We start from the raw sequence: 15,084 nt of genomic DNA, 5'->3' as shown, positions 1-15,084 counted from the left end.
ATGTAAGTAGTGGTAACTGAATACATGAGGGACATTGGAGATATTCCGATGTCCTTTTTTGTTATGTCGATGAACGGACTCGCGCTCAGTGGGCCTGATTCAATTTGATCGAAACCGTTTTAGGAATAATAGGACACATTATAGTCAACGCTCTAAGTATAAAACGATGGAAGGATTAACCACGTGGTTATTTCACTAATTTAATGGGTAAATCTTTACGTATATAAGCTGAGGGAGGTACAAAATGAGAACATCGCTTACCAAGGCACTCGGGATAATGCTGCTTTGTGGAATAACGGCTGTACTTCTGTCTTCCTGCACCAGCGGGAATCATGCCAACGGCAAAGTGCAGGTTGAATTTTTTCAGAATAAACCCGAAGCCAAAGGAACCTTTGACGAGTTAATCAAAATGTTCAACGCCGAACACTCCGATATTCAGGTCACTCAGGTGAATCCACCTGACGCGGAGACGGTGCTGAAGACACGTGTGGTGAAGAACGATGTGCCAGATATTATGGCAATGGGGGCAACCGATACCTATTCCATTCTTGCACAGAGTGATATTTTCGCCGATCTGACAGACAGCCAACTATTGAAAACGATTGATCCCAACTACATACAGATGCTAAAGGATGTCACGGGTATGGATGAAGTAACAGGTGTCCCTTACGCAACAAATGCAAACGGCATCATGTACAACAAAACGTTGTTTAAAGAGATGGGTCTGGACGTACCCAAGACCTGGGACGAGCTGATTGCTACAGCCCAAAAAATTAAGGATGCGGGTAAAATTCCGTTTTACTTCACATACAAGGATGACTGGCAGACCAATCTGCCGTTCAATGCACTCGGACCTAACTTGGTTGGTATTGATTTCTACCTGGAGCGTCGCGAGAACAAGGTGACCTTCAAGGAGAAATACCGCGAGGTTGCGGAGAAGCAGCTGGAGCTGATGAATTACGGTCACGGCGACAACTTCGGTAAAGCGTATTCGGATGGTAACCGTGCCTTTGCCAATGGCGAAGCGTATATGTACATCCAAGGTACCTGGGCCATCTCCGAGATTCGCAAAGCCAACCCGAATGTGGACATTGGTTTCTTCCCATTCCCGACAGGCAACGATCCGAGCAAGATCAAGCTGGTGAACGGAATCGACTCCCTGTTTACCATTGCAGCAGATACACCGAACAAGGAGCAGGCCGAGCAGTTCATCGCGTTTCTGCTGGAGCCTGAGAATATAGGCAAGTACATTAAGGAACAGACGCTGTTCTCTGCGGTGGAAGGTGTAAAACAAGACGATCCTGCTGTACAGGAACTGACACCTTACATTGAGCAGGGCAAGGTTATCGACTTCGCCGATCACTATATTCCGGCTGCGGTGCAGCTGAATTCCATCGTACAGTCCTTTTTGCAGAACAAGAATATCGACAACTATCTGGATACACTCGACAAAGAATGGGACAAGGTAGCGAATCGGCGATAACGCCTTGTCCGAAGGAGGATGGAGTATGAACAAGCGCATCGCGCCTTATTACTGGATGACGGTTCCGGCGGTAGTATTGTTCTTCGTGTTTATGACGCTGCCGGCCCTCCAGGGGATTTATTATTCATTTACGAACTACAACGGATTCGGTAAAGGTTATGATTTTGTTGGATTCAAAAACTATTTCAATCTGTTTCAAGATGACAATGTAGGCAATGCCTACTGGTTTACCTTCAAGTTTGCGATCGTTGTAACGATCCTGACGAATATTCTGAGCCTGCTCATTGCACTCGGGCTGAATGCCAAGATCAAGTTCCGTAACTTTTTCCGTGGCATCTACTTCTTGCCGAATATCCTGAGTGTATTGATCGTGGGTTACATATTTAACTACCTGTTCTCCAACGTATTCCCAATCTGGGGACAAAACTTGGGCATCAACGCCCTATCCACCAACATTCTGGGCAGCGAAAGCCTGGCATGGATTGGGATCGTGATTGTGGCGGTATGGCAATCCGTCGCGTTGAATACGATTCTGTATTTGGCGGGACTGCAGACGATCCCTACGACATTGTATGAAGCCTCAAATCTGGACGGCGCCGGCAAATGGCGTGAATTCTGGAGCATTACGTTTCCGCTTATTGCCCCGTTCTTCACAATTAATATGGTGCTGGCGATGAAAAACTCACTGATGGTCTTTGACCAGATCGTGGCCTTGACGAATGGTGGACCGGGACGGGCAACACAGTCCATCTCCCACCTGATCTACACGGGTGGATTTGAAGGCGGCGAATATGCATATCAATCTGCGAACTCGGTTATCTATTTCATCGTTATTGCGGTGATTTCGATTCTGCAAATCCGGTTCCTGCAAAGAAGGGAGACGGATCTGTAATGAGAAGCCGTTTACGTACCAACTGGCCCGTTATGTTGTTGATTGTTCTGGGTACCTTGTTCATTCTGTTCCCTTTATATATGACGGTTACAATCGCATTGAAGAATCCGGAGCAAATGGCCCAATCGGTATTTGCCATTCCGACAACGCTCCACTGGGAGAACTTTGCAAGTGCAATTGACATGACAAACTTTTTCCAGTCGTTCCGTAACAGTGCCATTGTTACTGCGTCAACAGTCATTCTGACCTTGCTCAGTAACTCCATGGTCGCTTACGCCATTGCGCGTAATATGGAGAAACGGAAATTTTTCAAAGGGCTGTACTATTACTTCGTCAGCGCGATGTTCATTCCGTTTCCAATCATTATGCTGCCGATTGTTAAGCTGACTGCATCACTGGAAATGACCAATTTGCTGGGTCTTATCCTGCTGCATACGGTGTATGGTCTCGCCTTTAACGTATTTGTGTATGTAGGTTATATTCGGTCCATTCCGGTAGCGCTGGAGGAGGCAGCCTTTGTAGATGGAGCGACAACTTGGGGCACGTTCTGGAAAATCATTTTCCCATTGATGGCGCCGATCAGTGCCACGGTTGGTATCCTAACTTGTCTGTCTACTTACAATGACTTTCTGCTGCCACTCATTATTATTAGTGACCCGGCACAATACACACTACCACTGGTACAATATGTATTCCAGGGGCAATTCAATACCGACTTCAACCTGGCGTTTGCATCGTACCTGCTGGCGCTGCTGCCAATGATCATCATTTATCTGTTTGCACAGAAGTGGATCATCAACGGTGTAACGCAAGGCTCAGTGAAATAATGAAGAATAGGGGCGGACTCTTGGAGTCCGTTCCTTTTTTTGTTTTCATGAGCTTCTGGCTTGTGGTGCTGCCCTGTATTTAAGTGATTGATTAAGATTGGAATCTGTGCTATTTTTTAGTCGTTAGTTTAATCAATAAACAAAGATCGATGAAGGAGAACAATAAGCCAAAGTGTAAACGCTTCAATAATTGGCGATGATGGATTCCGGCATACTTGTACTCAATCGTCACCCAACATGAGAAACGGGTGGCGATTTCTTTTACATGCGGGGAGGAGAATGGAGTTTGCGAGTGAATTGGGGCAGATGGAACTCGTTGCGCAATCAGATCTTTGTTGGTTTTGTACTGGTGATGCTGGTGGTGTTATTTATTGCAGGAATCGTCGCCTATGATCGGGTATCCGGTTTGCTGAAAACCAATGCGGAGAAGCATATCCATCAAACTGCTGTTCAGGCCAATGGCAGACTGGATGCCTTAATCGCACAGGTTAACTCGTTGACGGCCCAAGTGGCTGATGATTCTTATGTGCAGCGTTTGCTGAGCAATGAGAAGGGTGGGGAACAGGCTACGTTTAATCAACGTCAAGCGCTCTTGCAGGTTGTGAGCAGCTATCCCTCCTTTATGAGCGGTGTGCAGAGTCTGGAAATCTATACGACAACTTACAGCAGAATATTTCCCATGGATGACCGATCTTTGGATGGAAGGCTCGGACGTAACTGGATAGCGGAGGCAGACGCGGAAAAGGGCAGGCTGGTCTGGGTCGGCCCCGACCCGGAAGATCCCGGAGTCATTATGGCTATTCGGCGAATCAGTCTGATGGACCGGGCTTTTGAACCTGGCGGTTATGTCGTGGTGCGGATGCAGCGCAGCTTTTTTCAACTGAATGACTTGGATGCTGAGGACGACGTAGAGGATTCAATTCTGCTGGTGGATGCGGCAGGAAGCGTAGTTACTTCCAATCTGGAGGCCAGTCTGGATGTGGAGGCACTCCTAAGCAGTGACAGCTCTGTTGTCCAGACCCGGGATGAGCCTTATATCGTCGTCAGACAGCATTCCGAAATGACGGGATGGACACTCGCGGTTCTTACTCCTGTGAGCGAGACGACGGAGGGCGTATCGATTCTTCGGATGGCACTGCTTATTTCCGGTTTGTTTGGCGTCGTGCTGTTCCTCATTATGTCATTTCTCTTGTCGACCATGATTACACGTCCCATCACCCGTCTGATGAGGGCCATGCGCAGTGCACGTCCGGGAGCCATGAAGCCTAACATTATGTTCAGCTCAACGATGGAGATTCACAGGCTCAATGAAGTATACAATCAGATGGTTTATCGTCTGAACGAGTTGACCGAGGAGATCTACGAGAAGGAAATCATGCAGTCACGAACAGAACTGAAAGCTCTGCAGTCGCAGATTAATCCTCATTTTCTGTTTAACACGCTGGAGGCGTTCTACTGGTCACTTGATGACAAGGGAGATGAGGAAATGGCGCGTATGGTTGTGGCAATGTCCCGCCTATTTCGCTACATTATCTCCAGCCCCAATCAGGATGAATGGGTTACGGTTGCCGAAGAACTGGAGCATGCGGAGCGTTATCTTCGAATTATGGAGATGAGGCTGGGAGAAAGGCTGCAATGGGAGATCAGACTGAGTGAAGCGATGCGCACCGTGAGAATTCCCAAATTGCTCATACAGCCCCTGGTGGAGAATGCCATCCTTCACGGGATTGAGAGCAAAATCGAACCGGGAAAGGTAAGCATCCATGTAGATGCTTCCACGCAGGAGGGTCTGGTCCATATCGAAGTTCGGGATGATGGACCTGGCATGGATGATTCTCGGCTTCAATCTGTTGTTCGCGCATTGAATGGTGGACCTGCTGTTTCCGACAAGGGAACAGGCGTGGGCCTGATTAACGTGCATCGCAGGTTGAAGCTTTATTTTGGCAGTCAGCTTGGGGAATTGTGCAGACTTACCATTACGAGCAAGGTTGGTGAAGGGACTGTTATTTGCTTTGAGATTCCGAAGGATACGGAGGGTGCATATGATTCATGGCAGAACGATTCTAATCGTTGATGATGAGCCGCGTACACGAGAAGGCATTCGCAAGACGCTGGAAGGTTGGTCAGCAGGTCGCAACGAAATTCGAACTGCGGCAAGTGGAGTAGAGGCAGCGGCATGGCTCCGGGAACAGACGGCGGACCTTTTAATTACAGACGTTCGCATGCCAGAATTCTCTGGTCTGTCGCTCGTTGAAGCCGTGCAGCAGTTTCCGAGCAAGCCAGTCGTGCTGATTATGTCTGGGCATGCCGACTTCCAATATGCCCAGCAGGCCATCAAACTGGGTGTGGTGGATTATCTGCTTAAACCGATTGAGAAGGAACAGCTGATTCAGACGGTAGAGAAAGCATTGCAACTCAGGGACCAACAGCGGCGTATTCAAACGATGCAGAAGCTGGTTGACCCGAAGCTGCTGGATGCCAAGGAACGGGGAGATCAGAGGCTTAATCCCCAGATTAGTGAAGCTGTTGCCTATGTGGAAGCCCATCTTAGCGAGCATGTTACCCTGCGGGAAATCGCTGATATGCTGCATTTGAACTCAAGTTATTTTAGCGTTCTGTTCAAGGAGCAGATCGGGATTAATTTTAGCGAATTTCTAACCCGTACGCGTATTCAGCGGGCGAAGGAGATGCTTGTGCAGACGGCTCTGCCCATCTCGGAGATTGCCGAACAGGTCGGCTACCAGACGGATAAATATTTTATTAAGGTATTCAAAAGTCTCGAAGGGCTCAGCCCAAGCAAATATCGTCATTCCATTACGGTTCGTAAAGAGACTGAATTACCATAAAATAGTGGAGTTTTTCCAAATCATCCTGGTCTTATGGGGGAGATGTACCCATGCTACAATTTTATTAAAGCGGTTACATCAACCGAATAACCATTACAGGGGGTTAGGAATATGAGAAAAAAGCCAATAGCAATGCTACTGACATTGACACTTATCCTCGCCGTGTTTTTATCCGGATGCAGCAATTCAGGTTCTGACGGAGAGGGTGAAGCGAGCGGTAGTGGCTCTGACGGAAAAGTGACCCTCAAGTTTATGCATCTTTGGCCAGCAGGCAGCTCTGCACAGCAGAATAAGCTGGTCAACGAGATCATCAAACAGTACCAGACCGAACATCCCAACGTGACCATCAAACAGGAAGTGCTGGAGAATGAGCAGTATAAGAACAAATTGAAAATCCTCTCCGCATCCAATGAACTCCCGGATGTAGGCGTAACATGGGCAGCAGGTTTTTTGGAGCCTTATGTGAAGGGCAATCTGTTTGCTCCGCTGGATGACCTCCTGAGTGGTTCGCTCGAAGGAAAATTCATTGCCGGAACAACCGAAGCGTATGCCGTAGACGGCAAAACCTATGCGCTCCCGATTGAATTGAACATATCTCCGATCTATTACAACAAAGACATTTTTGCCAAATATAATCTGCAGCCCCCGGCCACATATGATGAATTCCTGAATGTTGTGAAAACGCTGACAGACAATGGTGTGGTTCCCATCGCTCTCGGCAACAAGGATCGATGGACCGGATCTCTATGGTATATGTATCTGGCCAATCGATTGGGCGGGGACGCATTGGAGAAGGCTATCAACGGCACAGGCAAGTTTGACGATCCTGCCCTGATCCAGGCGGCAGGCGAAGTACAGAAGCTGGTGGATATGAACGCCTTTAACAAAGGCTACAACGGCCTGTCCAATGATGAAGGCAAATCGGAATTCATGAATGAGAAAGCTGCCATGTACCTCATGGGCACCTGGGAACTGCCGAACTATACCACCAATCCGGATGTCCCGCAGGAGTTCAAGGATAAAATCGGATTTTTCAAATTCCCGACAATGGATGGCGGCAAAAGCGATATTAACAGTTGGGTTGGCGGCCCGGGTGTAGGCTTGTTCGTCGCACAGAACTCCAAGGTGAAGGATGAAGCTCAAAAATTCGTTCAATATTTTGTAGAAAAATGGGGCGAAAGCTCTGTAACCGAGGCGGGTGTAATTCCGGCAACAAAAGTGGATACAGCCGAAGTAAAACTGCCGCAGCTTTACACTGACCTGCTGAATGAATTGAATCAGGCCAGCAGCCTGACATTATTCGCCGACGTGCAGATGAAACCGACCGCAGCTCAAGTCCATCTGGACATGATCCAGGCGTTGTTCGGAAAAGCGGTCACTCCTGAGGAATTTGTGAAGAATCATCAGGAAGCGATTGACAAAGGCAACTAACGTACAACGCTCATAGGGAGGATATTGTATGGATAAAGTCATGTCCAACCGTTTAGTCGCTGCGTTGTACGTGCTTCCCGCACTGCTGCTGTTATTGGTACTGATCTATATCCCGATCGTGCTGACCGGATATTACGGATTGATGCAGTGGGACGGGATCGGCGCAATGACCTTTATCGGTTTTGAAAATTATGCAAGATTGCTTCATGACGCAACGTTCTGGCAGAGTGCATATCATACCTTTTTGCTGGCCTTGTTCTCTGCACTGAGTCTGATCGGTTATCTTATGATTGCCCTGGTGTTGTCAGGTAAAATTAAGGGAGCCAACCTGTTTCGGAAAATATATCTGATTCCTATGCTGCTGTCCTCTGTAGCAATCGCACAGCTGTGGCTAAAGATTTACCATCCCAGCAATGGTGTGTTAAACACCTTTCTGGAAGCAATCGGGGTTGCCAATCCGCCAGCCTGGCTGGCGGAGCCATCCCTGGTGCTGTATGCCCTGTTCGTACCGATCTTGTGGCAGTATGCCGGATTCTATATTCTGATCTACTATGCTGCGCTCAAGAATATCCCGGAATCGTTGATTGAAGCAGCGCGGATTGATGGAGCAAGCCCTTGGCAGATAGCCTTTCGCATCAAGCTGCCCCTGATCACGGAAGTGATCAAAGTGACGATCGTGCTGGCTGTCGTTGGCTCGCTGAAGTACTTTGACCTCATATATGTGATGACGGACGGTGGACCGAATGGCTCCAGTGAAGTGATGGCTTCTTATATGTATCATCAGGCTTTCCGTGGATTCGACTTTGGTTATGGGAGTGCCGTTGGTTTCTTCCTGCTCGTGATCTGTCTGGTCGTTACCTGGCTGCTTCGGAAAGCTACAGCATCCAAAGACACCATTCAGTATTCTTGAGTCAAGTGAAATGAAAGGAGGTTCATCCCTGTGAAGACCGATACTGCGGTTCGGTTGCCAGCCTATCCGGGAACAGGCACAGGACCCACTGTGCTGAGAAGGCTCGGCTATGTCCTGCTCTACAGCCTGTTGATCTTGGTGGCGCTGCTGCAGATTCTGCCCTTGATATGGCTGCTGCTGTTCTCGCTAAAAAACAATCAGGAAGTATTCGATATGGCACCGTTTGCCCTTCCCGCGACTCCGCGTTGGGAGAACTATGTGAAGGTGTGGACGGAAGGCAACATCAGCTTATATTTCTTCAATAGTGTCTGGATCACGGTGGTATCCGTTGTGTTCACCGTCCTGTTCGCGAGTCTGGTCACCTTTGCGATAACCCGCATGCGCTGGAAAGGACGTTCTCTGGTGCTCGGATTGTTCATGGTGGGTATGATGATCCCTGTGCATTCTACGTTGATTCCGTTGTTCAGCCTGTTTCTGAAGCTCCATCTTACGGATCATCCATTGTCGGTCATTTTGTCATACATCGCGTTTAATATGCCAATCACCATTATGATTCTGCTTGGCTTCTACTATGCCCTTCCGCGGGAAGTGGAGGAAGCTGCGGTGATGGACGGCTGTTCTGTCCATCGGATTTTCTTCCGTATCGTCCTGCCGATGACAGCTTCGGTAATCGCCACGACAGCGATTATCAACATGATTTATGACTGGAATGAATTCATCTTCGTGAATACGTTCATTAGCACAGATGCGTACAAAACGCTGACCGTTGGGGTGCAGAATTTTATTGGACAGTATACAACCGATTGGGGAGCGATTGGTGCGACACTGATGATCAGCATCCTGCCGATCCTGATCGCTTTCCTCGTTTTGAGCAATCGAATTGTGGAGGGCATCGCTGCCGGATCGGTAAAAGGATAATCAGTAAGCGTTTAAAGCCCTGCGTATAAAATACTTGTCATCGAAATGAGTTAAACCTTAGACCCTTACATATCCCGATCCTAAAGGGATGTGTAAGGGTTTTTGCTCATCGCCCCGGCGCTAGATAAATTGAAAGGAATAAAATCTAGGATAACAGCGATCGGAAGGTTGTTCTGGCATCGGAGTGGCAAGTGTAAATAATATTAGTTCAATTTATATAAATGAAAGATCTGAAAATACCTATTATTGGAATTTCAAAAAACTTTCAAGTTTTTTCGCAAAACTACTGCATTTTCAAACTACCTGTGCTAACATACCCTAAGAATTAAAGCCCACACGGGAAAGGTGAGAAAATGAAAGCAATATCCTCAACCCAAGAGTCCCTGCGTTCGGATGCCAAGGATCTGAATCTGATTCGGCTAACATGGCCAATTTTCCTGGAACTCTTCTTGTTTATGTTGATGGGGAGCGTGGATACGTTCATGCTCAGTTCGGTGTCCGATAATGCAGTATCCGGAGTCGGAGCAGCCAACCAGATTATCTCCATTGCGATTCTTGTACTGGAAGTCATTGGACATGGCGCTGCTATTGTAGTGGCACAATATATTGGTTCGAAGAAATTGAGTGAGGCGGCACAGGTCACAGGTAATGCGATTACGCTTAATCTGATTGTCGGACTGATTCTGAGCGGAAGCTTCCTTCTGTTCGGAGGTCATCTGCTTACACTGCTTCATATCCAAGGTGAAATATACGATTTTGCCCGTTCTTATATAAGTATTGTCGGAGGCGGGATCTTCCTCCAGGCGCTGATTAACGCGCTGGCCGCGACGATTCGGACGCATGGTTATACCAAAGAAACAATGTATGTTTCTGTTCTGATGAACGTGATTCACGTCGTTGGTAACTACGCCCTTATTTTTGGCCATTTCGGCTTGCCAAAGCTTGGTGTGGAAGGGGCAGCGATCTCTACGGTGGGAAGCCGTCTGATCTGCTTGATTATTTTCTTCTGGTTGCTCTATCGGGTTATGGATGTAAGGGTGGAGTTCGGCTATTACATCAACCTTTCGAAGAAGTTTATTGGCAAAATATTACGAATCGGTATCCCCTCTGCGCTTGAATCCGTTGTGTATCAGTCCTGCCAGCTCGTCTTCACACTGTACGTGACCTATCTGGGGGCTGAAGCGATGGCAACCCGGCAATATGCGGGTAACATTTCAAGCTATATCTATCTATTCAGCATGGCGATCGGAATGGGGACATCCATTATTGTTGGTCGGCTGGTCGGTGCGCGGCGCAAGAATGATGCATACAAACGTGTATTTGACAGTGTGAAGTGGGCGCTGCTCGCCACCATTGTGATCGATGTGATTATTATTCTCTTCCGTGTTCCGCTGATGAGTGTGTTCACGGATAATCCGGAAATTATCAGGCTGGGCGCACAGGTCATCCTGCTCAGTCTTCTGCTGGAGACCGGGCGAACCTGCAATATTGTGATTATTGGTTCGCTACGAGCCGCAGGGGATGCGAAGTTCCCGGTATACATGGGACTGATCTCCATGGTCTGCATGAGTCTGCCGCTGGGCTACCTGCTGGTGTTCAAGCTTCATATGGGGCTCGCCGGTGTCTGGCTTGCGATTGCCGCAGACGAGTGGACACGCGCTGTCATTATGTATTTCCGCTGGAAGAGCCGGGCTTGGGAGAAACATGATCTGTTGGATCATGAGGAGGAAGTTGGAGCTCAGCCGGTGCCAGCAGTATAATGATGGTTTGGAAAATAATTTCGATTTGATCGGGGTATAGAAATAAAAAGGCTCCGCACTTGGAGCCGTTAGTCTTATTCAAGAAGAGTCAATCATGGGATGGAGCATTTCTCCTTATGGTTGGCTCTTTTTTCGTTAATTTGTGTGTTATTACGTTGTTACCTTGGAGAGGTTCAGATCATGGGTGTGGTTTGTATCGGAGCTTGTCTCCAGAACAGATTAGCAAAAATGATCAAAACGAGATGTGCAGCCTCACGTATAGTAAGGATATGGAAAGGGGCTGTACTTTATTTGAATTCATACAGTGAATTGATTCAGCAAAGTCTCTACTTAATTGAAACGAATCTGTACGAGGATATTGGGCTTGAAGAAGCGGCATCTGAAGTTCTCCTGTCACCCTATCATTATCATCGGGTGTTCCGCAGGGCAGTGCGGTCATCTCATTCGGGGTTATTTTGAACGGCAAGGCAAAGTGTGGGTGAATAGGTTCCGCTTCGAAGAGGTTGATCCGAATAAACCATTGACTCATATGGAGACGGAGTATGAGATGTCGGTCGAGCCAATGAATTTGTCCTTTGAGGAGTGATTAGATGTGAAAGCAGGTCCAACGTTAAGCTGAAGAAAGTATGGGAATTATGATATAATCTTGGGTAAGAATGGAGCTGATGCTGGATGACGGATTTGCTCGATCCTCGAGTGGATTTTGTATTCAAACGTATTTTTGGAAGTGAGCAAAGTAAAGATGTTTTGTTAGCTTTCCTTAACAGCACGTTTATTGAAACCGGTGAGTCGCCTCTTACGGAGATTACACTTATTAACACGTTTACGGACAAAGATAGTCCGGAAGATAAACAATCCATTTTGGATATCAAAGCGCGTACGGTGGAGGGCAAGTTAATCAACATTGAGATGCAGCTGTTTAATCCGTATAATATGGAAAAAAGGACGCTGTTCTACTGGAGCGAAATGTACTCTCACCAGATCAAGAAGGGCGAAAACTATAATCTTTTGAAAAAATGTGTGACGATAAATATTTTAAATTACTCATGTCTGGACAATGAGCGATATCACAATGTTTTTCATTTACGCGAAGATCATACAGGTATTGGTTTGACAGATGATATAGAAATTCATGTGATGGAATTGACCAAACTGGATCAACACCCTGTCCCCATGGACAAGGGCGGTCTGGTGAACTGGCTTTTATTCTTAAAAGGGATTGATCCATCAAACTGGGAGGTGCTGGCGATGAATGAACCGATGCTAAAAAAGGCGATGGACACGCTGGAATTTCTGAGTCAGGATGCAGCTACGAGAATGGCTTATGATGCACGGATGAAAGCATTAAGCGATGAAAAGTCGATGATAGAAGGTGCACGTGCTGAGGGTGAGGCCAAAGGGAAAGTAGAAGGCAGAGTAGAGGGTAAAGTGGAAATGGCGCGTGAGCTGCTTGCACTTGGCGTAGATATGTCTGCTGTGGTGAAAGCCTCCGGACTCTCTGCAGAGGAAATTAAAAAGCTGCTGCCTAAGCAGTGATGTGAAACTGGATTTACACTTTCCAGGGCTAATCCAATTACGGGTTGGCTCTTTTTGTTGTGTTTGGGGTATAAAAAAAGTGGAGCGAAGTCCAAGCTGAGAGGATACAGGCATTTCTCACGTTTTTCCCTCAATTCGTAAAGTCCTCCATAGCTAATCAGGCGATACCTTGTTAACATAGATCCAAAGAATACGATAACTCATGACAGATATAGAGGATGATTCCGATGAATAAAAAAGTGCTAGTCGTGGATGACGAGTCAAGCATCGTCAGTGCCATTGCTTACGCGCTGCGGCGCGAAGGATATGAAGTAGAGACAGCAAATGACGGCGAAGAGGCGCTGGTCAAGGTGGCCTCATTCCATCCGCAGGTCATGATTCTGGACGTGATGATGCCCAAACTGGACGGATACGGCGTATGCCGCAGGCTGGAGGATCGGGAGGATATCGGCATTATTTTGCTGACCGTCAAAAATGACATCGTGGATAAGATCGTAGGCCTGGAAATGGGCGCGGATGATTATATGACTAAACCGTTTGAGATCCGCGAACTGCTCGCCCGGGTAAAGGCACTGATGCGTCGTGTAGAGAAAAGCAGTTCACCCTCTGATGATTCCAAGAATCAGGCTATCGTCAATGGTACGCTACGTATCCATATCGCCCACCGCACCGTGACGGTGAATGAGGAGAAGCTGGATCTGACGCCAAAAGAGTTCGATTTGCTGACCATTCTGATGTCCAACCCTGAGCGTGTATACACGCGGGATGATCTGCTGGACCGGGTGTGGGGCATGGAGTATGCCGGGGGCACACGCACGGTGGATATTCATATTCAGCGGCTGCGCAAAAAGATCGGCGATACCGACCAGCAAAAATTGCAGACGGTATACGGCATTGGCTATAAGGCCTCAGCCCCTGAACCGGGCGGCTCGGTATGAGAGTCAGCATCAAGCTGAAGTTCAGCGTTTTTCTGGCCGCCTTACTGATCCTGACCGTCGTTGTGCTCAGTTCTCTTGTACTGCGCGGTATTGAGCGCAACCAGCAGACGCAGATCGAGACCATTTTGTCTCAGCAGACCCGTCTGGTTAATCTGAATGTGCGGCAGTCGTACTATACCGAGTCTGTTCGTCTGGAGCAGGAGGTTTTTTTACAGCAAAATGGCCGCAGGCTGGCGCAGGAGCTTGCAAGCTCCACAGGTCTGCCCATCGCGCTTTATGATATGAAGGGACAGCAGGTGGGTTCATCGATCATGTCTGAAGAAAGTCCAGATATCACAGCGACGCTGAACTATGCGCTGCAAAATAAAATTGCTTACCACGAACAGGGGGATACCCTGCTATATATGGCACCGCTCGACGGCCCGGATGGACAGATGGGTGTCGTGCGCATGCAGTATCCGGTTCAGAGCTATCATGAATTTTATGCCCGTATTCTTCAGTTGTTTATGTGGGCGGGGATTGCGGTTGTTGGGTTAAGCTTCATTCTGGGATATCTCTTCTACAATCGCTTTGCCGTTGCCATAACCCGCTTGAAGAAGTCTGCCGATTCCATTCGTGAAGGGCATTATATTACCAAATCACCCGTAAGTCGCAAGGATGAGTTAGGTGAGCTGGGACAGGGCATTTATTATATGAGTACATCGATTCAGCAAAATATTGAAGCCATGCATGCGGAGCAGCAGAAGCTCCAGCTCGCTATCGAGAAGCTTCAGGCCCTGGAGCAGCAGCAGAAACAATATATCGGCAACATCAGCCATGAGTTCAAGACGCCACTTACGTCAATTAAGGCGTATGTGGAGCTGCTGGACATGTATAAGGATGATCCACAATTGCTGGATGATGCCACAAGCAATATTGGCAAGGAAACCGAGCGGCTGTACGAGATGGTTGAGAAGGTATTACATTTGTCAGCCCTGGAGAAATATGATTTTGAGAATCAGGCAGAAGACGTGGAGGTGCGAGTTCTACTGGAGGATGCCTGTGGCCGCATGCGGGGCAAAGCCGAGAAGTTTGCGCTGAACATAGAGCTGGCGTTACTGCCTGCGGTGATCCGCAGCGATCGGGAGAACCTCATGCATATCTTCATCAATCTGTTGGATAATGCGATCAAATATAATGTGCCGGGAGGTGTCATCCGGGTAAGCAATGAACTGCGAATGCAGGAGCGACAAGCGGTGATTCGCATCTTCAACTCGGGTACGCCCATTCCGGATGAGGCGCGCGAGAAAATCTTTGAACCCTTTTACACCGTCAATAAAGACAGGGCCAGAAAAACCGGGGGCACCGGGCTGGGACTATCCCTCGTCAAGCAATTTGTAGAGAAGCAGGGCGGTACGATTACATTGTTGCCGGGCGATCCGAAACATGGGGAAGGAACAACGTTCCAGCTGGTTTTCCCTTTGGCGCATTCAAGTTTACAAGTTGGAAACAAGTCTGAATAACTTTGGAAGTATGCGATGTGTATGCTTGGTCTATAGAAAGC

The 15,084-nt window shown here is 47.8% G+C and carries 13 protein-coding genes; all 13 read left to right on the top strand.

What is annotated here, in order from left to right; translation table 11 throughout:
- The first annotated feature begins 277 nt into the window (after positions 1-277).
- The 13 genes from MKY42_RS31025 (at position 278) to MKY42_RS30965 (ending at position 15,043) form a co-directional block, all read left to right on the top strand.
- Positions 278-1,483, top strand: coding sequence for an extracellular solute-binding protein (locus MKY42_RS31025; protein ID WP_090903623.1), 1,206 nt, complete (start codon positions 278-280; stop codon positions 1,481-1,483).
- 25 nt (positions 1,484-1,508) lie between these two features.
- Positions 1,509-2,375, top strand: coding sequence for a sugar ABC transporter permease (locus tag MKY42_RS31020; protein ID WP_090903199.1), 867 nt, complete (start codon positions 1,509-1,511; stop codon positions 2,373-2,375).
- Entirely contained in the window at positions 2,375-3,202 is an 828-nt protein-coding gene (locus MKY42_RS31015; RefSeq protein ID WP_076287389.1) for a carbohydrate ABC transporter permease, read from the top strand. Before MKY42_RS31020 ends, MKY42_RS31015 begins: the two co-directional genes overlap by 1 nt.
- Before the next feature lie 292 nt (positions 3,203-3,494).
- A complete protein-coding gene (locus MKY42_RS31010) occupies positions 3,495-5,276 on the top strand; it encodes a sensor histidine kinase (RefSeq protein ID WP_339853186.1) in 1,782 nt (593 codons plus the stop codon).
- Entirely contained in the window at positions 5,245-6,048 is an 804-nt protein-coding gene (locus MKY42_RS31005; RefSeq protein WP_111619467.1) for a response regulator, read from the top strand. Before MKY42_RS31010 ends, MKY42_RS31005 begins: the two co-directional genes overlap by 32 nt.
- 111 nt (positions 6,049-6,159) lie before the next feature.
- Positions 6,160-7,479, top strand: coding sequence for an extracellular solute-binding protein (locus MKY42_RS31000; protein ID WP_339847256.1), 1,320 nt, complete (start codon positions 6,160-6,162; stop codon positions 7,477-7,479).
- Positions 7,480-7,507: 28 nt separating this feature from the next.
- A complete protein-coding gene (locus tag MKY42_RS30995) occupies positions 7,508-8,389 on the top strand; it encodes a sugar ABC transporter permease (RefSeq protein ID WP_179262543.1) in 882 nt (293 codons plus the stop codon).
- Positions 8,390-8,443: 54 nt separating this feature from the next.
- The gene (locus MKY42_RS30990; RefSeq protein ID WP_090903624.1) at positions 8,444-9,307 is read left to right on the top strand and encodes a carbohydrate ABC transporter permease; all 864 of its coding nucleotides are present in this window, start codon (positions 8,444-8,446) and stop codon (positions 9,305-9,307) included.
- Positions 9,308-9,660: 353 nt separating this feature from the next.
- A complete protein-coding gene (locus tag MKY42_RS30985) occupies positions 9,661-11,067 on the top strand; it encodes an MATE family efflux transporter (protein WP_339847253.1) in 1,407 nt (468 codons plus the stop codon).
- A 364-nt stretch (positions 11,068-11,431) separates the two neighbouring features.
- Positions 11,432-11,653, top strand: a complete 222-nt coding sequence (locus MKY42_RS30980; RefSeq protein ID WP_179262545.1) for a hypothetical protein — start codon at positions 11,432-11,434, stop codon at positions 11,651-11,653.
- 86 nt (positions 11,654-11,739) lie between these two features.
- Positions 11,740-12,603 (top strand): Rpn family recombination-promoting nuclease/putative transposase, encoded by an 864-nt coding sequence (locus tag MKY42_RS30975; protein WP_090809149.1) that lies wholly within the window; start codon positions 11,740-11,742, stop codon positions 12,601-12,603.
- A gap of 227 nt (positions 12,604-12,830) precedes the next feature.
- A complete protein-coding gene (locus MKY42_RS30970; protein WP_339847243.1) occupies positions 12,831-13,541 on the top strand; it encodes a response regulator transcription factor in 711 nt (236 codons plus the stop codon).
- Positions 13,538-15,043 carry a HAMP domain-containing sensor histidine kinase gene (locus tag MKY42_RS30965; RefSeq protein ID WP_339847242.1) on the top strand — a complete coding sequence of 502 codons (1,506 nt, stop codon included), beginning with the start codon at positions 13,538-13,540 and terminating at the stop codon, positions 15,041-15,043. The genes MKY42_RS30970 and MKY42_RS30965 overlap by 4 nt, the downstream gene beginning before the upstream one ends.
- The last annotated feature ends 41 nt before the right edge of the window (positions 15,044-15,084 follow it).

The sequence above is a fragment of the Paenibacillus sp. FSL W7-1088 genome (assembly GCF_037969855.1).
GTDB lineage: Bacteria > Bacillota > Bacilli > Paenibacillales > Paenibacillaceae > Paenibacillus.
The sequence above is the reverse complement of the archived record's forward strand: the minus strand, read 5'-3'. Positions and strand labels throughout refer to the sequence as shown.